The sequence below is a fragment of the Steroidobacter sp. genome (assembly GCF_036402275.1).
Classification (GTDB): domain Bacteria; phylum Pseudomonadota; class Gammaproteobacteria; order Steroidobacterales; family Steroidobacteraceae; genus Steroidobacter.
The window spans coordinates 172473-196246 of the sequence record NZ_DASWTF010000033.1 but is presented as its reverse complement, the minus strand read 5'-3'; the positions used below and the strand labels follow the sequence as shown (position 1 = coordinate 196246).

Below are 23774 nucleotides of genomic sequence, written 5' to 3'. Positions count from 1 at the left end.
ATGCCCGAGGGCAGTTTGCAACAGTATCTGGAGGGTCGTCTCGAGTCGGCCGCGGTCACTTACGAGCAGCTACAGGAGCTGCTGATTCGTTTGCTCAACTACGGCGTGCTGGTGCGGGATGAATCCCAGACGGCTCGAGAACTTTATGATCGGTTTCGGCGCATCGAACCGATCGTGATCGAGGTGCTCGACCTTTACGGCATCGAACTGCATCACGAGCGGAAGTTCGAATATGTGCGGTTGTATCCGCCCGGCAGCCGTCGGCCCGGCATGGATCACGCGGAAGAACAGGCGTTCGGCGGCAGCCTGCGCGCTCGCCTGTCCCAGCATGAAATCGCGCTGATCCTGGTGCTGCGTGCTCAGTACGACAAGGCCGTGCGCGAGGGCAAGCTCGACGATCGCGGCTTTGCCACCGAACCGCTGGAGGCGATTGGGCTGGCGATGAAAAACTGGCTGGGTCGCAGCCTGCCGGAAAAAACCACCGAACGCCGCGCGGTGTTCAAACGGCTGCGTCAGTTGAAGCTGATCGAATACCGAGAGGACGACGACCTCGAACAGGCCGAGGCATGGATTCGCGTGCACCCCATGATCGTCGACTTCGTCAGCAACGACGCCATCGACGCCCTGACGACTCCCAAGAGCGGCGCCGAGCCCGAGGAGGCCGAGCGTGTTTCTTAAGCGGCTGGTGCTGGTCAACTGGGGAAATATTCCCAACGGCGAATTCGATTTCGGTCCCATCAGCCTGTTCTCGGGCGGCAACGGCTCCGGCAAAACCACCGCGGCCGACGCCATTCAGACGGTCATGACCGCCGCCCACGAGAACTTGTTTCATTACAACCCGGGGCAGGAAGAGACCACCCAACGCGGTCGTGGCGGCAAGCGAGTTCGTACGCTGGCGTCTTATGTGCTCGGTTGCGATGACGGCAGTTACGCACGCACCGAAGCCACTGACGGTTACCTTGCGGCCGTGTTTCATCCGACTCAAGGCGAAACGGCGGAGCCTTTCACCGCAGTCGTCGCCATGCGCGCCTGGCTCGATCAATCCGGAAAGCAACCCACCGCGCGCGAAGAACCGACGCTGTTCTTCGTGCTGCCCGGCATCGAGTTGGCGCTGGACGATTTCATCAAGCAGCGTGGCGATGCCAGACACGTGGTGCTGCGTGATGAGATCCAGGAATCGTTGATCAAACGCTATCGCAAGGGCGTGGTCGAACGTTACGACCAGAAACGCACCTATCTGCGTCGTTTGTACGCCGCGTTGCGCGGCAAGCGCGATTCGGTCACCGAGCGCGAGGCCATGACGGCGGCCAAGGCATTCTCCCGCTTCATGGCCTACAAGCCGATCAGCGGCATCAATGCATTCGTCGCTGAAGAAGTGCTGGAGCGTAAGGATCTCGGTGAGGCCATCCGCTCCGTGTCCGGGCAGCTCAAGACCATTCATGCCATGGAGCGCGAGGCGCAGTCGTACAAAGACAGCGCGCAGTTGCTCGAAGCCGCCGGCAATCACGCGCAGTCTTTCATCGAGGCATGGGCGGAACGGCAGACCGCGAGCTATGTGCAAGCGAAAGCGGAATTCCTCGACGTTCAAGCGCAGTATTTGCGGGCGCGGCAGGATCGCGATGGATTGGAACGTCAGCTCGCCTCGAATGCCACGGAACTGGCGCTCACCGAACAGCGCCGAACTCAGGCGCATGAGGCGGTGGTGCTGCTCGAAGCGCAGCGCCACAACGTCGAGCCGCTTCGGCGTAAGGACGAATTGGAAAAGCGCGCGTCGGCTTTGAACCAGGAGTTTGCGACGCTGGCTCGGGACCTGCTGATTCAGGACCAGCAGCTGCAAGAAAACTTACGCAGCGCTCGCCAGCTGAGCGGGTTACTGGCGTCTCCTTCGCTCATCGCGGAATTACCTCGACTGACGGACATGCACGCGCGCCAGCTGGCGGAGCATGCCTGCGCCAGCGACAAGGTGGGCGACATCGAACTGACAAGGCTGCTGCAGCGGGATCACACCGGCGACATTGCGATGCTGGAAAAGCATCTCGACGACGCGCGTGTCGCTCAGCGTGCACACAACGAGCTGGTCGATCATTGGAAACGCAGCGTCGCCGGTGCGACGAGTCGCCGCGATCAATTGGGCGAGGCGCACCACGGTCGACGCCAGAAGTACGATCAAATCTCCGCGCAATGTTCGCAGAAGCAAGCCGACGTCGAGCGGCTCGAAGCGAAGCAGGCGGTGTATCCGGCGTATGTCGAGCGGGTGCTCGCCGCCATTCGTTCGCAACTTCCCAAAGCCGACCCGCGAGTGCTTTGCGATCACATCGAAGTCACCGATCCGCGTTGGCAGATGGCGGTCGAAGGTTACTTGGGCGGCGCGCGTTTCAACATCATCGTCGATAGCGAATACGAAGCCGATGCGATTCGCCTGGTGCGGTCGTTCCCGGGTCGGGACAATCGTGCGCGCATCATTCAGGGCGCCAAGGCGCTGCGGGATGCCGCTCGCATCAAGCCGGCGGCCAACTCGATCGTGCACGTTTTGAAATTCACGCACGCCGTTGCCCAGGCCTTCCTGACTGCGAGTTATGGTGGAGTGGAGCGCGTTGAGTCGGCCGAGGAGTTGCGACAGACCGCTCGCGGCGTGACCGCGGACGGGATGGGGTCGGGCAACTACTCGATGTTCCGTTGTGATATTTCCGATGCGGACCTCGTGTTTGGCGCGGCCGCGCGCGAGCGTGCCCTTCGTGCCCGACGAGCCGAGTTGAACGAGCTGCTGATTGCTCGCAACGAAGCGAACGAACGTATGCAGGAAACCGCACGACTGCTCGAAACGGTCGACAAGCTGCAAGCTTCCACCTATGCGGATTCCATCGGCACGGTGCTGTCCGTGCATCGTGAGATTCGCGCCGCCGAGTTGCTGATCTCGCAGCTGGATGTGAGTGAGTATGAGTCGCTGGATATACAGTTGCGACAGCTCAAGGACGAAGAGCAGAAGGCGCTGAGCAAGCTTGGCGAATTGCGTACTGAGAGCGGCAGGCTACAGGTCAAAATCGAACAGCTCGGCGGCAAGATCGAAAGCCTGGCCGAGCGAAAGGATAATGCTCAGGAAGGGATGCTCGACGCCGAGCACGCGTTGCAAGCGGTGCATGCGGTCTGGCCGGAATTCTCTGTGGAAGCTCGCTTCCAATTCGCCGATGCAGAGGCCGCTTCCTTCGATGCGGAACGCGCCGCCAAGGAGCGGGAACACATCGACAGTCGTCTCGCCAGCAGCGAGCGCGCGATGAGCACGGTCATCCTGCAGCACAATCAGAAGTGCCGGCCGTCCGATGCCGTGGTGTATACGGCATTCAACGGCGTGTTCGACGCCGCCTTGTTCAAAGGCATCTGCGAGCTGCGGCGCGAGCTGGACCGCATCTACAACATCCTCAAGAACAACGTGCTGGTGGAGAAGCACGACGAGTTGCGACGCTTGAAGCAGAGTTTCAACGATGCCTTTGTCGCGCATCTCTGCCAGGAAATCTATCAGGCTATCGTCGAGGGCCAGCGCCAGCTCGATGGGCTCAACAAGGAGCTGGTGAACCATCGCTTCGGCTCGGATCGCGAGCAGTTTCGTTTCGCCGCCGAGTGGGTGCCGGAGTTCAAGGAATATTGGCGCTTCCTCGAAGAGGTCGTGCGCAGTCCTGCGATGGGTGAGGGCACGACGTTGTTCGAAGCCCAACTGTCGCCGAAATCCGCAGCGGTCCGCGATGCACTGATGGATTTACTGCTCGGCGAGGACGAGCAGCAATCGCAACGAGAGCTGGAGCGAATTGCTGACTATCGCAACTACCATCGCTACGAAATCTACAAGGAAGTCGCCGGCAAGCCGCCAATCGCTTTGTCGGAATACGGCACTGGCAGCGGCGGCCAGCTCGAAACGCCCGCTTATATCGTGCGCTCAGCCAGCATCACTTCGGCTTTGCGCTATGGCGAGGGCGTCAATCACCTGCGCATGGTGCTGGTCGACGAAGCGTTCTCCAAAATGGACGAAACACGCTCGCGCGAGGTGATCGATTATCTGACCCGCTCGTTGGGCTTGCAGCTGATCTTCATCATGCCCACCAGCAAGTGCGGCCCGTTCATGGACCTGATCAGCAACGAATTCGTGTTCGCCAAGGTGCCAAGCGCTCCGCGCGGTCAGCTCAACACACGTGTGCTGGTGGACCGCAAGGAATGTAACCAGGACCGCATCCGCGACCTGTGGGCGCAACACCGCCGCACCGTGCGGCAGCAGGCGGAGCTCGATTTCATGGATGACGTGACCGAACAGGAGTCCGCCCGTACCAAGGTTGCGGGCCGGCGTCGCTGAGGATGCGATGAGCGCTCCTTCCTGGTTGCAGGACGAGCCGGAAATCCGGGCGCTGCTCGCCGCGGCGCTCGACCGATTCGATCAGCAGTCGGGAGAGCATCGCAGTCGCGCAACGTTTCTTTCGGCGGAACGCTATCTGCTGAGTCTGGCCCGGGCCGACGAGCAGGCCGATCACACCTGGGCGCTGATCGAAGAGCTGGCCGACGCCGAGGTGTTGGAGATCCGGCGCTCCAGGCATGGCGCGCTCGACCCTGATTGGCACAATGCCAAGCTCGCCTTTGTCCCCGGCGCTGAGCCTGTATTGCGGGAGTGGTTACAGCGGCCGCGCGCCGAGTCGTCCCTGGCTCAATGGCGTCGTGCGGTGGAGGAGCAGGCGCATTTGTTTCCTTCCGGTCATGAGCTGCTGCTGACTCGTCGCATCGCCTGCCCCGGTCGTAACGATCGAGAGGTCGTGACGGCGCTGGCCGGGCTTGCTTCGGTCCGACGGCCGGCTACGTTGCGCCAACTCAGCAAGCTCGCATTCTGGGGCGATTCCAAAGTGCTGGACGATCGCGGCGAGCTGATCGCTGCGCTGTTTCCCGATCTGCCTGTTCGAGAGCGCCCGATCGTGGTGACCGTGCATCTTCCGGAGCGTTTCGACGGCGTTTTGTTCATCGAGAACCAGGACAACTACAGCGCCGCCATCGATGGCGAGCTCGCCGCCGGCACGGAATTAGCTATTGTGTTTCTTCACGGCTTTCGTGGCACGGCCGCGCGCATTCGCAGCCGCCAGGGCGTGCGGCTGCATTACGGCGGTCCTGGCATCGACCGGCGCGAACAGTTCGAGCGCTGGTGGTTTGGCGATGTCGCAGCGCTGGGACCGCTGTTTTTCTGGGGCGATCTGGATTTCGCCAGCATGCAGATGTTGAAAACGCTGCGCCAACGGTTTGACGGAATCACGGCATGGCGCCCGGGTTATGAGCCTATGTTGACCGAGCTTGCCGCCAGCGGTGGCGGTAACCGGCCGACCGGCCATCGACAAGTCGATCCGGGCTCAACTGGGTGCGCCTTTGCGGATGAGACATTGTTGCCGGCCGTGCGCACGTTGGGCTGCTGGGACCAGGAGCGAATGGCCGACTGAAAAATCCGATGTACCGGTCGATTGCGGTCTAATACCGGTCAGTCCGCCGTCGCTGCTGGTAAGATTTGCCCGGGCTCGCGAAGGGAGAAGCACCATGCCTTGGTGGGGTTGGATGGTCGTCGCCGCACTGGCGCTCGCGATCGAAATGTTCGTGTTCGATGCGCAGTTCTATCTGGTGTTTTTCGGTATCTCCGCCGCCGTCGTCGGCCTGCTGGGCCTGAGCGGCTTGAATCTGCCGGACTGGGCGCAGTGGCTGGCCCTGTCCGTGCTCGCCGTCGCCACGATGGTGACGTTCCGTAAACGTGCGTATGAGCTGGTGCGCCTGCGTACCGGCCATGTCGAAGAGCGGCTGACCGTCGGTGACCGAGTCACCGTGCCGGTGCGACTGGAACCCTCACAAACCTGCCGCGTCGACTACCGCGGCTCATCCTGGACCGCGCGCAACGTCGACGAGCGACCGATCGAAGCCGGTCGCGAAGCGGTGATCGCGCGCATCGACGGGTTGGTTCTGCTGGTGCGCGCCGTCGCTTAGCGCGCCATCCACGATTTCACAAACTGACGACACTCGAAGAAACCGGAGGTTTTCGTGAGCACAACCATGTACGTGGTGCTGGCCATTTTCGTCCTGGTGGTCATCGTCCTGATGAAGACGGCCATCGTCGTGCCGCAACAGAGCGCGTTCGTCGTCGAGACGCTCGGTCGCTACAGCCGCACCCTGCAGGCCGGTTTCCACATCCTGTTCCCGTTCGTCGAGCGCATCGCTTACAAACATACGCTGAAGGAAGAGGCGCTGGATATTCCCGAGCAGGTCTGTATCACCAAGGACAACGTGCAGGTCGGCGTCGACGGCGTGCTCTATCTGCAAGTGCTCGACGCTCGCAGCGCTTCCTACGGCATCAGCAACTATCGGTTCGCCATCATCCAGCTCGCGCAGACCACGCTGCGCAGTGAGATCGGCAAGATCGATCTCGATCGCACTTTCGAGGCGCGCGCCACGATCAACTCCAACGTCGTCAGCGAGCTCGATCACGCCTCGGGCGCGTGGGGCGTGAAAGTCCTTCGCTACGAAATCAAGAACATCAACCCGCCGAAAGACGTGCTGCACGCCATGGAAAAGCAAATGCGCGCCGAGCGCGAAAAGCGCGCCGTCGTGCTGACCTCCGAAGGCGACCGCGACGCCAAGATCAACCAGGCCGAGGGCGAGAAACAGCGCGTCATCAAGGAGTCCGAAGCCACCAAACAACAGCAGATCAACGAAGCGCAGGGCCAGGCCCAAGCCATCATGGCCATCGCCACCGCCACCGCTGAAGGCCTGAAACGCGTCGGCGAAGCCCTCGCCAGCCCCGGCGGCATGGAAGCCATGCAACTTCGCGTCGCCGAGGAGTACGTGAAACAGTTCGGCAAGCTGGCCGATGAGGCGTCGAGCACGCTGATCGTGCCGGCCACGCTGAGCGATATTTCTTCGATGATCGCCATGGCGACGAGCGTGGTGAAGCAGCAGAGCAAGGTGGCTGGCTGATCGGCTGATTCAAATCCGGCGCTGCGCGGTTTGCCGCCAGCGCCGGCGATCTCGCAGTGAGCTTGAGACTAGGAGCCTGAGGGTTAAGGATTGAGACGTCAGGATTGAATGGCAGATCCGTCGCTGAATGCCTCGATCCGGTGTGGGTCGAGAAGCATTCTTCGGTGCGACCCTCGATCGCCGCGCTCCAGGAGGAGTGCATCAATGCTCTTACCGTGCATCACTCATATTGATCGCTGAAGTAAGCCGAGTGCTTGATGGTGGAATCGAAGCGGCGCACCGATGACAATTGCTGAGCTCGTACAGGTAGTTCTTGCAGCAACTCGGAAAGGTCTTTCCAAGCGAAATTCGATATTCAGGCCGTACGCGCAGGCTTCGCCCGACAGATACACGCAGTGGAGACTACGATTGGCGTGCCGCTGCCGGATGATTTACGCGAGTGGCTGCTGCAGGTCGGTTACGGAGACCTTGATGATGACCTAAGCTTTCGTGCGCAGTGGTTTGCAGCGATTCGCACCGGCCAACTCAAAGGAGGTGCGATATTCGCGCAGGATGGTCTGGGTAACTTCTATGCGTTCGATGCTTCGGAGCGCCATATCTACTACTTATCTCGATCCGAGCCTGTTTACGCGAAGATTTCGGCGAGCTTCACGGAGTTCCTGGAAGAGCTCATCCGTCGTGACTATAAGTTGGAGGATTGGGTCGATGAGCTCGAGACGCGGGCGTACGACTGGTAGAGGCACTAAACTGCCACTCACAGGCAAAGCGGACGTGAGCGAAAGTCTTCGAGCGATCGAGTTGTAGTATGAGACGTCAAGACCGAAACGAATTGCATCGGTGTGCCGGTAAGTTGACCTCCGCGATTTAAAAGGAGTGGGTCGAAGCGACGGGACCGGAGGATCATGCGGTCGCCGAGAAAGTCATGAACCGGTCACTTGACTTGGGAAGGCATTGCGCCACGGCAGACATCAGCGAGGCATTGTCGGGGCTCAATGCTGTGTTGAATGGCAAATCCGTGGCCGAATGCCTGGGTTCGGTGTGGGTTGAAAGGCATCCTTCAGTGCTACCTGCGCTCCTCGCGCTGGAGAATGCGTACAGCAACGCGGTAACCAGGACATGACGACGGGGCGAGGCAGGACGCGCTCGAATAGTCCGAAGGCAATCGAGCTATGGCAACAAGCGTGCGCGCTGTGGGATGGCGGACGCCATCGGAAAGCTTTCGAGCTGATGAAGCTCGCGGCGCGTAAAGGTGAGCCCCCCGCTCGCCTGAATCTAGGTTACTTCTATGATGAAGGCATCGGCACGAGGCCGGATAAACGACGGGCCGTGCTTTGCTATCGAATGTCAGCTGCGCGGGGCAACGCTTCCGGTGCGTACAACATCGGAGTGAGCTATCGGAATGAAGGACGGTATACGCTAGCGCGTCGCTGGTACGAACGGGCGCTGAGCTTGGGCGAACCGGACGCGTTGCTCGATCGGATTTCGGCGCGACGTTCGCTGTGAGTGTTGTATCAAATGAAGCTGTCGCAAGACACAAAAGCCTTTCTGACTAGAGTCGGTGGATTCTTTGGTGCGGTGCTGTGCGCGATCTTGTTGGCCAAGCGGTTTTACCCAGGGTACGAGGCTGTCGCAAGCCTGACGGTATGTCTTTTGAGCATCGTCTTTGTGATGATGGAGCACGTTCAGAAGCGGAGAAAGCGCGCCCCTGCAGCCAAGCGGCGGCGTAGATACCGATAGCCGAAGAGATAGGATAAAGGGGAAAGATTTATTTCTTCCGCTACTATGAATGGCGCTCCCGGTACGTCGCCCCATCCGTTTGCACCGCCGAGAGTGGTGGTGCGGGATTTCATGGATAGAGTCAATGCCTATGTGCTTGAAATAAACAATGTCGATATTAAGGTCGGTGGCGCTACCCAATGGAGCGATGAGGCTCAGGTGCTGGGTTTTGGTTGCTGGATGCAAACTTCGATCGGCAAGACATTCGTTGCTTATTTCGCCGGCAGTCGCGCCTCTGCTGAGACCGCCCCAGACTATGCTCGGCAGCTATGGCTGGTGATCGATAGCTCGATCTTCGACTTGTCCAGCGGGCCAGTCTCGATCGACCTGAAGCAATCGGTCACCGAGCGCAGCTTCACCGTTCGGCAGGAGAACCGGACCATAGCTGCCTTGAGATATAAATATCCCTTTCATCGAGGATTGACTAACAAGCTGCTGGGCGACCCATTCCTTGCGGAGCCCGATCTGCTGGGTCTCGTTATCGAGCTTGCAAAATCGCCTAGAAGCACTCGGTAACTCAGTGGCCCCGATGTGGAAAGGCTCTAGCGCTAACTGCTCAATCGCAGCAGCCGTGCTACCACGGTTTCCAGTTGCGTCACGGTGCCGCACTCCTGCACCTGATGACAATAGGGCCCGTAATACCGCATCTCTGAATCGCCCGTGTTCCACATCGATCGAGGTTCGGGATTGAGCCAGAGCACGCGACGGGCACGGTCGTAGATTTCCTTCAACACATCTGTCCGCGCGTCGCCGTAGTTGTTACGCGCGTCGCCCAGAATGATCACCGTCGTGCGCCGGTCGATGTCGTCCAGGCAGAGTTTGCGGAAGTCGGAGAGCGCCTGGCCGTAGTCGGTGGAACCGTTGCCGTATTGGCGTAACGCCAGGGCTATAGCGTCTTCGATGTCGTTGCGCGCGAAGAGGTCGGAGATTTCGCCGAGGTCGGAGGAGAAGGCGAAGGAACGGACCTTCGGAAGCACTTCTTCCAGGCTGTAAAGGAACATCAGCATGAAGCGAGCGTAGTTGGCGACCGAGCCGCTGACGTCGCAGATGGCGAAGACTTTAGGTTGGTCAGTCTTAACGGACTTCCAGTGCAGGTCGAAGATGGCGTCGTCGTACTTCATGTTCCGCCGCAGGGTGCGAGGCACGTGCAATTGGCCGCGGCGGAATACTTTGCGACGGCGGGAGTAGGCGGCGACGAGTTTACGGGCCATGCGCTGGACCAATTCGCGAAGCAGGCGATGATGGCGCTGTTCCACGGACGAGAGGCGAAGATCTTTCAGCAGGCTTTCCCGAAGGCGGCGGCCAGTGACGTCGGCGTGTAAGAGGAACTGATGCTCGACGTAATCGCGCACGCGTTCGCGGAGCCAGTCGCGGCGGCGGGTGAGGTCCTGGGCGAGGCGGCAGTCGGGGATGGCTGCGCTGTCGATGAGAGAAAAGATCTCCTGTTGAAGGTCGGAGTGACCCATCGCTTCGAGGATGCGACGGGTGTAGACACCTTTCTGCGTAAATAGCTCGATCTCGTGCACGTTGACTTGCTGGCCGGCGGCGTTGATGGCGATGTTGATTTCGATTGAGTTGGCGCGAGTCAGAAGCTGGCCGAGGGCGGATTGAGGCGCGGACATTTCGCCGGGGTCGAGAAGCTCGCCGGGATCGGCAGCTTCGCGAGTGACGATAGCTGCGTCCCTACCACCATCACCGCGGCCAGTGCGTTTGCCCTGAGCGTCGCCGCCGGCATCGCCGTTGCCGGCCTGCGGATCGTCGCTGCGATCACCTGGCGTCGTGTCCTGATCCGAGGGAGGGGGTGCGTCCGGCGAGCGCAGTGACGTGCGTTCACGGTAAGAAAAGAACTGGTCGAAGCAGGTATCGAACACGGCCTTCTCGTCCAACGTTTTAGGAAGCACGAGGCCGAGGCTGTGCTTCAGCAGTTGGCGATCGCTATAGCCGACCAGCTGCACCGTGCTGAACGCATCCAGCGTCTCCGCCGGAGAAATGCGAACGTCAGCGTTACGAAGCGCACGGATGAAGTTGGTCAGCAACTGGTCCATGGCATTCCAGAACTATCGAGCGATGCTCATGATAAGAATCCGGCGCAGGGTCAGGAACGCACGGCCTTATCCGTCAGCGTCCTCAGCTCCGGCTGCACATTCTCGATGTCCTCCTGAAACTTCAGGATCACGTTCATGGTGTTGCGAACCAGTTCCGGGTCGAGCCGGTCGGCATGCAGCAGAAGTAGTGTGCGAGCCCAGTCGATCGTCTCACTGATCGAAGGCACCTTCTTCAGATCGAGCTCGCGAAGATCGTGAATGAAGCGCACCAGCTGTTCGCGCAACTGAGGCGCGATCTCGGGCACGCGAGCATGAACTATGCGTTGTTCCAGCGCGATGTCAGGAAACGGAATGTACAAGTGCAGGCAGCGACGCTTGAGCGCGTCGGAGATCTCGCGCGTGTTGTTGCTGGTCAAGAATACCAGCGGTGGCGTGTGCTTCGCCTTTACAGTGCCGATCTCGGGAATGGAGACTTGGTAATCGGACAACATCTCCAACAGCAACGACTCGAACTCGTGATCGGACTTGTCCACTTCGTCGATCAGCAGCACGCAGCCGCGCTCTTCGCGTAACGCCTTCAACAGCGGGCGCGCTTCCAGGAACTCCTCCGAGAAGAAGATATCGCCGAACTCATGCAGCCGCTTCACGGACTCGGCGAAGCCCTTCGCGCCCTGCAGAACTTCGTCGAGCGTCTGCTTCAGCACCTGCGTGTAGAGCAACTGTTTGCCATACTTCCACTCGTACAGCGCCTTGGCTTCGTCCAAGCCTTCGTAGCACTGCAGGCGGATCAACGGCAGCTCGAACATCTGCGCCGTGGTTTTGGCCAGCTCGGTCTTGCCGACGCCGGGCGGGCCTTCGATGAGCACCGGTTTGCGCAGGTGATAAGCGAGATAGACCGCCGTAGCGATCTGATCCGAGCAAATGTAGCGGTGCGCTTCCAGATGCTGTTTCAGAGAAGGAACGGACGCGGCAATGCTTGGAATGTCAGCCATAGCTACTGAGTGTCCACCTCGGGCAACGCATATGCAATCAGCCACCCACCGGCATCCGCAGCCGGCGCGGCCGTTCCTGCGCCCCGTTGCGCCTCTGGCTCGGCCGCGTGGCTGTCTTCGGGTGTGTTCACCGCGGGAACGGCAATGACAACGTACTGTTTGCCAGTCTGAGGAGACACATAACTCATGGGCGTGGCCTGCGCATTGTTAGGCAGCACGTCGCTCCACAGTATCTTGCCCGTACTCAATTCCAGCGCTCGGAAGCGGCGATCCATCGTGCCGCCCATGAAGATGAGCCCGCCCTTGGTGACGACAGTGCCACCGGAGTACGGCACGCCCATGGGAATCGGGAGCCGGAACTTGAAACCAAGAGGCCCCAGCTCGTTTGCTGAGCCCAGCGGCCGCCGCCAGAGCACCGAGCGCGTACGCAGATCGACGGCGGCAATCTCGCCGTAAGGTGGCTGTTGGCACGGAGCGAAGATGGGCGACAGAAACGGAGTCGTGAACGCGGCATACGGAGTGCCGAGCTGACGACCGCCGCCAAAACCAAGCACTGTCTCGTTGTTCACCGAAGCGCGAGGAAACAACTGCACGTGATTCGCGAACTGCAGCACGTTAACGATGACCACGTCAGTGCGCTCATCGACGGCAACGCTGCCCCAGTTCATGCCGCCCGCAAACCCTGGAAACTGAATGCTTCCACGCAACGACGGCGGCGTGAGCGGCCCTTCATAACGCAGGCGACGAAACTGAATGCGACAAAGCATCTGATCGATGGGCGTGATGCCCCACATTTTGGCTTCAGTGAGCGGCTCGCGATTGAAGCCCGGCATGCCCACGGAGAATGGCTGTGTCTTCGCCGTCCACTCGTGAGGAACATCGGTTTGCGGGACCGGACGCTCTTCAACTTCCGCCAATGGCTGGCCCGTTGCGCGATCGAGTAAGAACAGCTCGCCGCGCTTGGTCGGAGCGATGAGTGCGCGGACTTTCTCGGCTTTGTCCGAAGGTGTGAAATCCACGAGAACGGGCTGCGAAGGAACATCGTAGTCCCAGATATCGTGATGCGTAGTCTGAAACGACCAGCGCAGCGTCCCGGTCTTCGCATCGAGCGCGACGACGGAGCTGGCGAATCGTTCCGATTCCGGCGAGCGATGCCCGCCGTAATAATCAGGCGTGGCATTGCCGGTAGGAATGTAGACCATGCCGAGCTCGTCATCGGCGCTGAACACGCTCCACGCATTCGGAGTGCCGCGTGTGAATGTTTCGTTCGGCGCCAGCTCGGTCACGGGCTCGGTACGGCCGATGTCCCATGCCCATAACATCCGGCCACTGGTAGGGTCGAAGCCCCGAATGACGCCGGACGGTTCCTGCACCTCGACGTTGTCCGCGACCCAGCCACCGAGCACGGCGACGCCGCTGGCCATCGTCGGAGGCGAAGTCACATAGTAGAAGCCGGGCTTCACGTCGCCCATGCCGGTGAGCAAGCTGACTTCACCGTTCGCGCCGAAGCCGGCACATCGTTGCCCGGTGGCAGCATCGACAGCAATCAACCGTGCATCCGTGGTGGCAGTGAGTATTCGTTCAGGGCACTCGAGCTGACCCTCCGGCGCTTTGTAGTACGTGACACCGCGGCACGTCGTCGTGAAGCCAACCTTCGAGTCGTTGAGTTTGGGATCGAAGCGCCAGCGCTCGACGCCAGAGGCGGAGTCCAGCGCCGTGATGATGTTGCCCGCGAGGCAGACATACAGCGTGTCGCCGATCTGCAGAGGCGTGGCTTTGAAAGCGCCGCCAACTCCGGTTCGATAAGTCCACGCGATCCGCAGCTTGGAAACGTTACTCGTGTCGATCTGATCGAACGCGGCATAGCGACGACCCGCGGCCAAGCCTCCCCAGTGTTGCCAATCGCTCGTGGGGGAGTTCGGCGCCTCGGCAGCGTCCGGATAGGGCAGCGATGGATAAGGCGAGTGCAGTGCTACGCGAACACCGATCGGCGCCAGTAGAGCGATCGCCGTCCAGGTCGCCGGATGGCTGCGCAAACGTCGAGGCTTGGCGCCGAGCAGTGCGCGACGGGTCTTGGGCCGTAATAGAAACAGTCCGAGCACCAGGAAAGGCAGAATGCGCGGCGCCAATGCCCAGCCATCGAAACCGACCTCGACGATCGCCCAGCAGAGTGTGCCGATCGTCAACACACCGTAGAGGTATGCGCCCCATAGCCGCGCCCGCCACAGCCCGATGGCCGAGGCGATAAGAGCGGATCCGGCGATCAGGTAATAGAACGATCCGCCCAGTGTTACCAGGCGTCCGCCGCCCAGAGCGAGAATCAGGCCGACGAGGAACAGCAGAGCAGCGAAGATGCGAGGCGGCCCGGGCCGGCGCTTGCCATCCAACCATCCATCCCAGGCCTTGTTGTTCATTGGATCGCTCAGGTTCCTTCCCCTGCTGCATGTATAGCCGAAGCATTCAAGACATGCATCTTTGTGCTGCTGGGTGGGAGTGGTGCGTGGTTTGCTTTAAGCTGTCGTGCTCATGAGCTGCGCCATCGCCTTCGAGCATGTGAGCCACCGCTATCCGCACGCGATCGCGGTGGACGATGTGAGCCTGCGTATCGACGCGGGCGAGACGGTGGCGTTGATCGGTCCCAGCGGCTGCGGCAAGTCCACGTTGCTCAAGCTCGCGGCCGGATTGGTGTGGCCACAGCAGGGCTCGGTAGTTGTCACCGATCGCAAGCTCGCGCCGGACAACGTGTTGGAGATCCGTCATCGTATTGGCTATGTGATCCAGTCCGGCGGCCTGTTTCCCCATTTGAGCGCCGTGGATAACGTCACGCTCGCAGCGCGGTTCCTAAAAAGGGAACGCCAATGGATCGCAGATCGCGTCGCCGAGCTCGCAGAGCTGGTGCAGCTACCACGCGATGCTCTCGATCGCTTTCCAAATAATCTTTCCGGTGGCCAGCGGCAGCGGGTCAGTCTGATGCGGGCCCTGATGCTCGATCCGGCGGTGTTGTTGCTGGACGAACCGCTGGGTGCGCTCGATCCCATGGTGCGGCATGGTTTGCAGGAGGATCTGCGTCGTTTGTTTCAGCGCCTGCGCAAGTCCGTGTTGCTGGTGACGCATGACATGGCGGAGGCGGCGTTCTTCTCGCATAACATCGTGTTGATGCGGGAGGGAAAGATCGTCCAGCATGGAACGTATCGCGATCTCATGGACTCGCCCGCGGAGCAGTTCGTGAGCGACTTCGTGAAGGCTCAGCGCGGCTTGCATGCCGAGGCGCTCGATGTCTGAAACTCGCAGCTGGTTCTCAGGTCTCGCGCTGATCGTTGCAGGACTGATGTCGAGTGCTACTACGCTCGCGGCAACGACGGTCATCGGGTCGAAGGCATTTACCGAGTCGGTGATTCTCGGCGAGCTCGCCGCGCAGCTCACAAAGGAAGCAGGCTTCGATGTCGAGCATCGCCGCCAGCTCGGCGGCACTCGAGTGCTGTGGAGTGCGTTGGTCCGCGGCGATGTCCAGTGTTATCCCGAGTACACAGGCACGCTGCGAACCGAAATCTTCGCAACTCAACCTCTGCGCAGCGACGATGAACTGCGCGAGGTCCTGGCGCGCGAATCGATGTGGACCTCGAAGTCGCTCGGTTTCAACAACACCTATGTGCTGGGCATGCGGCGCGACCGCGCAGCGGAGTTGGGCATCACTCGCATGTCCCAGCTGGCGGATCATCCGACACTTCGATTCGGATTCAGCAATGAATTCATGGAGCGCGGCGATGGATGGCCGGGGATCCGTGAGCACTACCATTTGCCGCAGCAGGATGTTCGCGGGCTGTCCCATGATCTGGCGTACCGCGGGCTCGCGTCGAGATCGCTAGATCTCACCGATCTGTATTCCACCGACGCCGAGATCGTGCACTACGATCTCACGACGCTCGCCGACGATGCCAAGTTCTTTCCAGTCTACGACGCCATTTTCGTTTGTCGCGACGACGTGCCGGATGCAATCCGCGATGCGCTGAACCGCCTCGGCGGTCGCATCGACGAAAAGGCCATGACGAAAATGAATGCCCGCGCTGCGTTGGATCGCGAGCCCGAGTCGCAGATTGCCGCCAGCTTCCTTCACGAGCAGTTGGGCGTCGTGTCCCACATCGAAGTGGATTCGAGATCGGCACGCATCTGGCGACGAACCAAGGAGCATCTCGCGATGGTCGGGATCTCCTTGGGGCTCGCGATACTGGTGGCGGTACCGCTGGGAATCGTGGCCTTCTATCGTCGCGGTGTCGGTCGCGTCGTGTTTGCTGTCGCCGATGTGTTGCAAACGCTCCCTGCGCTCGCCCTGTTAGTGTTTCTGATTCCCTGGCTCGGCATTGGTTACGCGCCCGCCATCGTCGCGCTGTTCTTGTATAGCGTGCTGCCGATCTTGCGGAACACTCACACCGGCCTGGCTGATATTCCTCGCGACCTGCGCGAGTCTGCCGAAGCGCTCGGCTTGCCACGCATGGCTCGCTTGCGCTTTGTCGAGCTGCCGCTATCGGCGCGCTCGATGCTTGCAGGAATAAGAACCGCGGCCGTGATCAACGTAGGCACGGCGACGCTCGGCGCACTGATTGGCGCCGGTGGTTATGGTCAGCCCATTCTCACGGGCATCCGGCTGGATGACACGAATTTAATTCTCGAAGGCGCAGTGCCCGCAGCTGTGCTCGCGCTGCTCGTGCAATGGGTGTTCGGCTGGATCGAGCGCCGTTGGGTGACTGCGAAGTAATCTCTACAGCTTCAGCTTGCGAATCAGCGTCCGGGCATCGACGGGTGCACGCAACTTCACATCCGTGTTGTCGAAGTAACAATAGATGTCCCGCGGTTTCGAAGTAGGCGGCTTGCGCTTCGAAATCTTCTCCGCATCGCGCGGCTCGCTGCCTCGCTGCCACGCCTTGATGCGCCTTGCCCATTTCTCCAGCGCGCGATCGCTATAGCCGCTTTGGTAGAGCGTTTTGTCCCCATGCAGACGCATGTATACAAAGTCGGCCGTTATGTCGTGCATCATCGGGAAGCGCTTGGCGGTCTCGGCGATCACCAGCCCGATGTTATGATCGCGAAGCAGATCGATGAAGCCGGGATCGCAGAAGCTCTCGTGCCGGATCTCGAATGCATGCCGTAGCGGCAGGCGTGCGTCGATCGAGAGTTTCGAGCGCCCCTTCATGCGAGCATCGCGCCGGCGTGCCAGCTGCAGCGCCGCCTCGGTGTCTCGCGGCAACAGCTCGAAGAACTTTGTGAGCTTCTGCGGGTCATATCGGAAGTTGGGTGGAAATTGCCAGAGAATGGGCCCGAGCTTATTGCGCAGATTGAACACGCCCGAGGCGAAGAAGTTCGCCAGCGGCGTTTCCACGTCGCGCAGTTTTTTCATGTGCGTGATGAACCGCGGCCCCTTCACCGCGAACACGAAGTCCGCCGGTGTGTCGTCATGCCAGCGTTGATAGCTTGCCGGATACTGCAGGGAATAGAACGAGCCGTTGATCTCGATGGTTGGCAGCTCGCGCGAGGCATAGTGCAGTTCGAGGCGCTGGGGCAGATCCTTCGGATAGAACACTCCGCGCCATGGCGTGTAGCGCCACCCGGAAATCCCGATACGAATACGAGCCCTGTGCTGCAGTGATCCCATGTTTCGAAACGGTCCATGGCCGGGCTAGGTGCCCGACCGCGGCTTCGCTTTTCGCGATATTCGCGCACGCTCGGTCAAGACCCGATGCTGCATCGGAACTATGTCTGCAAGCGCGCGTTGATTTTTCTTGCATTTGTCTTTCGGTCCAAGATGGGTGCCTATCATGAGTGAAGGAATGTTGTCCGTGGCGAACCGTTGGACGGTGCGTCGGTATGCATTGCCAGTGGGAGCGCTGCTCTGTTGCGCATCGGGCAGTGCGTTTGCCTCGGGCTTCGCATTGCTGGAGCAAAGCGCGAGTCGGCTGGGAACGGCGTTTTCAGGCACCGCGGCTGCGGCCGACGATGCCAGCACCATCTTTTACAATCCCGCCGGCATGGCCAGGCTCACTGACAAGGAACTGATGGTCGTGGCCAGCGGCGTGCTCATCGGTTCGGAATTCAAGAATGGCAACTCACAAGCTGCTCTCGGCCAGCCGCTCGGTAACGACGGGGGCGACGCGGGCGATTGGAACGCAGTGCCTGCCGCTTATTTCGCGATGCCATTGAATGAGCAGTTCGCGGTGGGGCTCGGCGTGAATGCGCCGTTCGGCCTGAAGCTGGAGTATGACGATGGCTGGATGGGACGTTTTCAGGCGCTCAATTCAGAAATCCAGACTTATAACTTCAATCCGTCCGTGTCGTGGCGCTTGAGCAAGCAGCTGAGTATCGGCGTCGGTGCGAACTATCAGCGCATCCAGGCCGAATTGACCAATGCCGTGAACTACACCGCGGTCGTCGCGCAAGGATTGCAGAGCCTCGTCGCGGCAGGTCAGTTGCCCGCTTCGTCCATTCCGGGACTCATCCAGGCCAATGGTGGTCTCGAAGGTCACACAGCCGTGCGAGGCGATGACAGCTCGTGGGGATTCAATGCGGGCCTGTTATATGAATTCTCAGATGACACGCGCGTAGGCTTGTCGTATCGCTCGACGGTGGACTACACGTTGGAAGGCAGCGTGCGCTTCCGTCCTGCCACCACATCGAATCCCATCGGCGCTGGCATCATCGCCGCTGCTTCGGCGCCAGGCGGTCAACTCGCGACCGGTCCGGCGAGCGTGGATTTGAAACTACCGGACATCGCGACCGCGTCTTTGTATCACCGCATGGGCAAGGTCGAGTTGATGGCCGACATCGCATGGACGGGCTGGAGCAGCATTCAAGAGCTACGCATCGTGCGCGATTCCGGGCAGGTGCTGTCAGTGACGCCGGAGCGCTGGGAAGATACTTGGCGCTATGCGGTGGGCGCGACGTATCAGCTCAACGATCAATGGAAGTTACGCGGCGGTGTCGCGTACGACGAAACCAATGTTCCAGACAGCACCCGCACGGCTCGGCTTCCCGATTCGGATCGCACCTGGGTGGCCGTCGGCGCGCAGTGGAATCCCGGCAACTCGTGGGTTGTCGACGTCGGTTACGCGCATTTGTTCGCGGAGGATGCGCGGATGAATCAGGACGATGGCAATCCCGCCGCGCGTGGCTTCCTGATCGGCGAGCAGGAGTCGGCCGTCGATATCGTCAGCGCGCAGGTCGCTTATAAGTTCTGAGCTTCTTCCGCGTTGATCCGCTTGGCGAGCAGCGTGTAATTACGGTGCAGGGTCTGCACGAACCGATGCAGATCCTGCAGCGTGCCGGTGTTGACGATGACGTCGTCGGCGGCCTCCAAACGATCTTCTCGCGAGGCCTGTGCGGCGAGCATCTGCTCGGCCAACTCCTTGTTGGAGTTGTCGCGCGCCATCAAGCGCTTCATCTGTTCTTCTTCGCTGGTGTCCACCAGCAACACGCGATCGTAAAGCTCGGCGCGGCCGCTTTCGATGAGCAGAGGAATCACGTGAATCTGGTAGGGGCCTTCCGCCCGCTGGGCCCGCGCGGCCAGTTCTTCCCGAATCGCTGGATGAGTGATCGCTTCGAGACGCTTGCGTTGCGCAGGATCGGCAAATACCCGTTCTCGCATACGAGCGCGATCGAGGCGGCCGCTGTCATCGAGAATCTCGCTGCCGAATTCCGCGACCAGTTTTGCGAGCGTGGGTGTGCCAGGCTCGACCACGTCGCGTGCGATCTGATCGGTATCCAGCACTGGTGCGCCAAGCTGCGCGAAGATCTCCGCGACGGCGCTTTTACCGCTGGCGATGCCGCCGGTGAGCCCGATCAGCAGTGGCCGGAAAGGTCTGTTAGTGGACGAGGACATCGTCCTGGAGTGTAGGAGTCCGTCGCTGCCTGGGCAAATGCAGACGTCGCAGTATTAATAAAAACTACCCGCCAGCATCTGTCGGCCGGGCAGGCGATCGCCCCACATCAACGCGATCCAGCCCGCAGCCGCGAGGAATGGCCCGAAGGGAATGGGAATGTTTTTATCCCGTCCCCGCATCATCAGCGCAATCCCGACCACCGAGCCGACGCACGCCGACGCCAGGATGATGTCCAGCAGCGACTGCCAACCCATCCAGGCGCCAAGGGCGGCCAGCAACTTGAAGTCGCCGTAGCCCATGCCTTCCTTGCCGGTGAGCAGTTTGAACAGGTGATAAATGCTCCACAGGGCCAGATAACCCGCGGCCGCGCCGATGAGGCTGGAGGAGGTATCGACTGGAAGGCCAAGCGTCGGCAGCGTGGGCGCAAGGCTGAGCAGCAGGCCCAACCACAATAGCGGCAGAGTGATCTGATCAGGCAGCAGTTGATGATCGAAGTCGATGGCGCTCAGCGCCACCAGCGCCCAGGTGAGCAGCAGTGCCGCTCCACAGTACCAGGTCACGCCGAACTTCCACGCCACGGCCGCCGAGAGCAGGCCGGTGAACAACTCGATCAACGGATATCGAATCGAGATCTTCGCCCCGCAATTGGCGCAGGCGCCGCGCAGGAACACGTAGCTGACGATCGGCACGTTCTGCAGCGCTGTGATCATCGCGCCGCATTTGGGGCAGGCGGAGCGGGGCACGACCAGGTTGTAAGGCGGGTTCGAAACGGGCTCGGCCCGCGGCGGGTCGTAAGGGTTCGCGCCGAGAATCTCTTCGGCCTGCGCCTTCCATTCGCGCTCCATCATGATGGGCAGACGATGGATGACCACGTTGAGAAAGCTGCCCACCAGCAGGCCGAGGACGAGCATCAGCCCGATCCATGCGGCTGGTGACGTCGTCAGCAGGTAGACCAATGAGCCGAGCACATCCTGCATAAGGGGGTAAAAAAACGCCGCGCTTTAGCGCGGCGTCGTTAGTTATTGGAACGAAACTCGCTGGCGGCGAGCTTACACCACCGCGCCGAGCTTGAAGATCGGCAGGTACATGGCGATGACCAGACCGCCGACCAGCACGCCGAGGATGGCCATGATCAACGGCTCGATCAGCGAGCTCATCGCGTCCACCGCCGCGTCCACGTCGGCTTCGTAAAAGTCCGCCACCTTGGCGGCCATGGAGTCGAGCGAGCCGGACTCTTCACCGACGGCGATCATCTGGATGACCATGTTCGGGAACAACTCGGTGCTTTCCATCGAGCGCTGCAGGCGCTGACCGGTCGACACCTCGTCGCGGATCTTCAGCGTGGCTTCTTCGTAGACGATGTTGCCGGTCGCACCGGCCACGGAGGTGAGTGCTTCCACCAGCGGCACGCCGGCGGCGAACATCGTCGACAGCGTACGTGCATAGCGTGCGATGGCAGCCTTCACCATGATCGGACCGATGATCGGCGCCTTCAGCAGCATGCGATCGAGAAAACGACGCATCGGGCGCGAGCGTTTCTTGAAGTAGAAGAATGCATAACCGGCGCCGCCGATCACGATGGCCATGTAGATGCCGCTGGCCTGCACGAACTTAGACAGATTGATGACCATCTGCGTGAACGCCGGCAGATCGGCGCCGAAGTTCTGGAACAACGATTCGAACTGCGGGATCACGAAAATCAGAAGGATGGCCGTGACGATGACGGCCACACCGAGCACCGCCGTCGGATAGAACAGCGCCTTCTTGATCTTCTTCTTCAGCGCCTCGGTCTTTTCCTTATAGGTGGCGATCTTGTCGAGCAGCGTCTCGAGCGCACCGGCCTGCTCGCCGGCTTCCACCAGATTCACGAACAGATCGTCGAAGTACAATGGGTGCTTGCTCAGCGCCTCGTGCAGCGAGGTGCCCGACTCGATATCGGCTTTGACGGCCAGCACCAGCTTCTGCATGGACGGCTTGTCATGGCCGTTACCGATGATGTCGAAACATTGGACCATCGGGATACCCGCCTGCAGCATCGTGGCGAGCTGACGGGCGAATAGCGCGATGTCCTCGGTCGTGATTTTCTTCGCGCTCTTGAACAGCTGCACTTCCTTGCGCACGCTCTTGGCGAGCACGCCCTGGCGGCGCAGGTCCGCTTTCACTGCGGCTTCGGACACGGCCAGCATCTTTCCTTTGATGCGCTTGCCTTTCTTGTCCGTGCCTTCCCAGACGAATGGGAATTGCTGGCTGGATGCTACTTGGGCCATGGGCTAAGTCCTTGCAATCACTCGACCGTACACTGGTTGATTTCTTCGAGGCTGGTGATGCCTGCCTTCACCTTGGCCAAGCCGGATTTGCGCAGATCCCAGATGCCTTCTTTGGCCGACTGGGCGGCGATGTCAACCGCATTGCCTTCCTGCAGGATGATGCGCTGGATCTCCTCAGAGACCGGCATGACCTGATACAAACCGGTACGGCCTTTGTAGCCGTCGGTGCAGGAGCTGCAGCCCACCGGCTTGAAAATCTTGATGCCCTCGGCGATTTCCTCCGGGGTGAAACCTTCCTTGAGCAAGGCTTCCGCCGGCATGTCGATGGGCGTCTTGCAGTTGTTGCACAACTTGCGCGCCAGGCGCTGCGCGATGATCAGCGACACCGAGGTCGCGATCGCGTAGGGCTTCACGCCCATGTCGATCAGACGGGTCAGCGTCTTCGGCGCGTCGTTGGTGTGCAAGGTGGACAGAACCAGGTGGCCGGTCTGGGCGGCCTTGATGGCTATTTCGGCCGTTTCCAGGTCTCGGATTTCGCCGACCATGATCACGTCCGGGTCCTGGCGCAGGAACGCGCGCAACGCGGATGCGAACGTCAAACCGACTTTGGGATTGACGTTGACCTGGTTGACGCCGGGCAAGTTGATTTCCGCCGGATCCTCGGCGGTGGAAATGTTCGTGTCCTCTTTGTTGAGGATGTTGAGACCCGTGTACAGCGACACGGTCTTACCGCTACCGGTCGGGCCGGTGACCAGAATCATGCCGTGCGGCTGCGCCAGCGTTTTCAAATACAGATCTCGCTGGGCCTCCTCGTAGCCGAGCGCGTCGATGCCGAGCATGGCGCTGGACGGATCGAGAATACGCGCGACGATCTTCTCGCCGAACAACGTGGGGCAGGTGCTCACGCGGAAGTCGATGGCGCGATTCTTCGAGATGCGCATCTTGATACGGCCGTCCTGCGGGATGCGGCGCTCGGCGATATCCAGACGCGACATGACTTTGATACGGGCCGCGAGCTTCACGGCCAGCTGCACCGGCGGGCTGGCGATTTCTTTCAAGAAACCGTCCAGGCGCAGGCGGATGCGATATGACTTTTCGTACGGCTCGAAGTGAATGTCGGATGCGCCGCGCTTGATCGCGTCGAGCAGCACCTTGTTGACGAAGCGCACGATGGGTGCGTCTTCGACGTCGTCACGGCCGGCAGCCGCCGCCGCGTTTTCGTCGTCGTCGCCGCCGGTGACCTCGAGGTTCTCGAGATCCAGGTCGTCATCCGTGAGCGCCGGCATCTGCGTGTCGACCTGCTCCATGGTCTTGTTGGCGATCTTCTGGAGCTTGTCGTCTTCGACGACCACCGCCTCGATGGACAGGCCAGTCTGGAACTTGATCTCGTCCAGCGCGTGCAGGTTGGTGGGATCCGAGACCGCGACGAACAACCGCTTGCCGCGCTTGAGCAGCGGCAGCACGCGATGCTTGGCGAGCAGTTTGTCGGAGACCAGCTTCACTACGTCCAGGTCCATCTGAACGGAGTCGAGATCGAGCAGCGGCACGCCAAATTCTTGCGAGGCCGCGATGGCGATTTCCTTGGGATCCGCCAGTCCATTGCTCACCAGATGCGACACCAGATTGGTGTCCGTTTCCTTGGTGGCGACCAGTGCCTGGGTCATGGTCTGCTCGTTGACCAGCCCATCCTGGATCAACCGCTGGGGCAGTCCCTGCAGCACCATGCGCTGTTGGATTGTGGAGACGTTCTCAGCCATTGAAATGCGTGCCGTGGTCCGCCGCAGGGCGGTATTTGTCAAATTGATCCGATGGTCTCACACCGGCGGCAGAGGCTGCGTGACATATCTC

The 23774-nt window shown here is 60.7% G+C and carries 19 protein-coding genes; 11 read left to right on the top strand and 8 right to left on the bottom strand.

All coding sequences use genetic code 11. The features are described from left to right. From VGD45_RS16370 to VGD45_RS16335, 8 genes are all read left to right on the top strand, one after another. Entirely contained in the window at positions 1–678 is a 678-nt protein-coding gene (locus VGD45_RS16370; RefSeq protein ID WP_331156402.1) for a DUF4194 domain-containing protein, read from the top strand. Further along, positions 668–4339, top strand: a complete 3672-nt coding sequence (locus VGD45_RS16365) for an ATP-binding protein (protein WP_331156401.1) — start codon at positions 668–670, stop codon at positions 4337–4339. Before VGD45_RS16370 ends, VGD45_RS16365 begins: the two co-directional genes overlap by 11 nt. Positions 4340–4346: 7 nt before the next feature. Further along, a complete protein-coding gene (locus tag VGD45_RS16360; RefSeq protein ID WP_331156400.1) occupies positions 4347–5459 on the top strand; it encodes a hypothetical protein in 1113 nt (370 codons plus the stop codon). A gap of 94 nt (positions 5460–5553) precedes the next feature. Then, positions 5554–5991 carry an NfeD family protein gene (locus VGD45_RS16355; RefSeq protein WP_331156399.1) on the top strand — a complete coding sequence of 146 codons (438 nt, stop codon included), beginning with the start codon at positions 5554–5556 and terminating at the stop codon, positions 5989–5991. A gap of 66 nt (positions 5992–6057) precedes the next feature. After that, positions 6058–6978 carry a stomatin-like protein gene (locus VGD45_RS16350; RefSeq protein WP_349263298.1) on the top strand — a complete coding sequence of 307 codons (921 nt, stop codon included), beginning with the start codon at positions 6058–6060 and terminating at the stop codon, positions 6976–6978. A 395-nt stretch (positions 6979–7373) separates the two neighbouring features. Continuing rightward, positions 7374–7715 (top strand): SMI1/KNR4 family protein, encoded by a 342-nt coding sequence (locus tag VGD45_RS16345; protein WP_331156397.1) that lies wholly within the window; start codon positions 7374–7376, stop codon positions 7713–7715. Positions 7716–8094: 379 nt separating this feature from the next. Further along, entirely contained in the window at positions 8095–8481 is a 387-nt protein-coding gene (locus VGD45_RS16340) for a tetratricopeptide repeat protein (protein ID WP_331156396.1), read from the top strand. A gap of 345 nt (positions 8482–8826) precedes the next feature. Continuing rightward, positions 8827–9270: a hypothetical protein gene (locus VGD45_RS16335; RefSeq protein WP_331156395.1), complete on the top strand. Its 444-nt coding sequence runs from the start codon at positions 8827–8829 to the stop codon at positions 9268–9270. A gap of 32 nt (positions 9271–9302) precedes the next feature. Here VGD45_RS16335 and VGD45_RS16330 read toward each other — a convergent pair whose 3' ends face one another. From VGD45_RS16330 to VGD45_RS16320, 3 genes are all read right to left on the bottom strand, one after another. Continuing rightward, a complete protein-coding gene (locus VGD45_RS16330; RefSeq protein ID WP_331156394.1) occupies positions 9303–10709 on the bottom strand; it encodes a VWA domain-containing protein in 1407 nt (468 codons plus the stop codon). Positions 10710–10849: 140 nt separating this feature from the next. Beyond that, positions 10850–11791 (bottom strand): MoxR family ATPase, encoded by a 942-nt coding sequence (locus VGD45_RS16325; RefSeq protein ID WP_331156393.1) that lies wholly within the window; start codon positions 11789–11791, stop codon positions 10850–10852. A 2-nt stretch (positions 11792–11793) separates the two neighbouring features. Continuing rightward, positions 11794–14205 (bottom strand): membrane-bound PQQ-dependent dehydrogenase, glucose/quinate/shikimate family, encoded by a 2412-nt coding sequence (locus tag VGD45_RS16320; protein WP_331156392.1) that lies wholly within the window; start codon positions 14203–14205, stop codon positions 11794–11796. A gap of 112 nt (positions 14206–14317) precedes the next feature. Between VGD45_RS16320 and VGD45_RS16315 the strand changes: the two genes are divergently transcribed. After that, positions 14318–15073 carry an ATP-binding cassette domain-containing protein gene (locus VGD45_RS16315; protein WP_331156391.1) on the top strand — a complete coding sequence of 252 codons (756 nt, stop codon included), beginning with the start codon at positions 14318–14320 and terminating at the stop codon, positions 15071–15073. Continuing rightward, positions 15066–16544 (top strand): glycine betaine ABC transporter substrate-binding protein, encoded by a 1479-nt coding sequence (locus tag VGD45_RS16310; RefSeq protein WP_331156390.1) that lies wholly within the window; start codon positions 15066–15068, stop codon positions 16542–16544. The genes VGD45_RS16315 and VGD45_RS16310 overlap by 8 nt, the downstream gene beginning before the upstream one ends. 3 nt (positions 16545–16547) lie before the next feature. On the opposite strand, the gene VGD45_RS16305 is transcribed toward VGD45_RS16310, so the two are convergent. Next, entirely contained in the window at positions 16548–17438 is an 891-nt protein-coding gene (locus VGD45_RS16305; protein WP_331156389.1) for a DUF72 domain-containing protein, read from the bottom strand. A 163-nt stretch (positions 17439–17601) separates the two neighbouring features. Between VGD45_RS16305 and VGD45_RS16300 the strand changes: the two genes are divergently transcribed. Next, positions 17602–19017, top strand: a complete 1416-nt coding sequence (locus VGD45_RS16300) for an OmpP1/FadL family transporter (RefSeq protein WP_331156388.1) — start codon at positions 17602–17604, stop codon at positions 19015–19017. Here the strand turns inward: VGD45_RS16300 and coaE are convergent. The 4 genes from coaE to pilB all read right to left on the bottom strand — a co-directional run bounded on the left by coaE (position 19005) and on the right by pilB (position 23683). After that, entirely contained in the window at positions 19005–19658 is a 654-nt protein-coding gene (gene coaE / locus VGD45_RS16295) for a dephospho-CoA kinase (RefSeq protein WP_331156387.1), read from the bottom strand. The two genes, VGD45_RS16300 and coaE, sit on opposite strands and share 13 nt — an antisense overlap. A 54-nt stretch (positions 19659–19712) precedes the next feature. After that, positions 19713–20570, bottom strand: coding sequence for an A24 family peptidase (locus tag VGD45_RS16290; protein WP_331156386.1), 858 nt, complete (start codon positions 20568–20570; stop codon positions 19713–19715). 138 nt (positions 20571–20708) lie between these two features. Continuing rightward, entirely contained in the window at positions 20709–21926 is a 1218-nt protein-coding gene (locus VGD45_RS16285; RefSeq protein WP_331156385.1) for a type II secretion system F family protein, read from the bottom strand. Between the two features lie 17 nt (positions 21927–21943). Next, positions 21944–23683: a type IV-A pilus assembly ATPase PilB gene (gene pilB / locus VGD45_RS16280; RefSeq protein WP_331156384.1), complete on the bottom strand. Its 1740-nt coding sequence runs from the start codon at positions 23681–23683 to the stop codon at positions 21944–21946. Between the last annotated feature and the right edge of the window lie 91 nt (positions 23684–23774).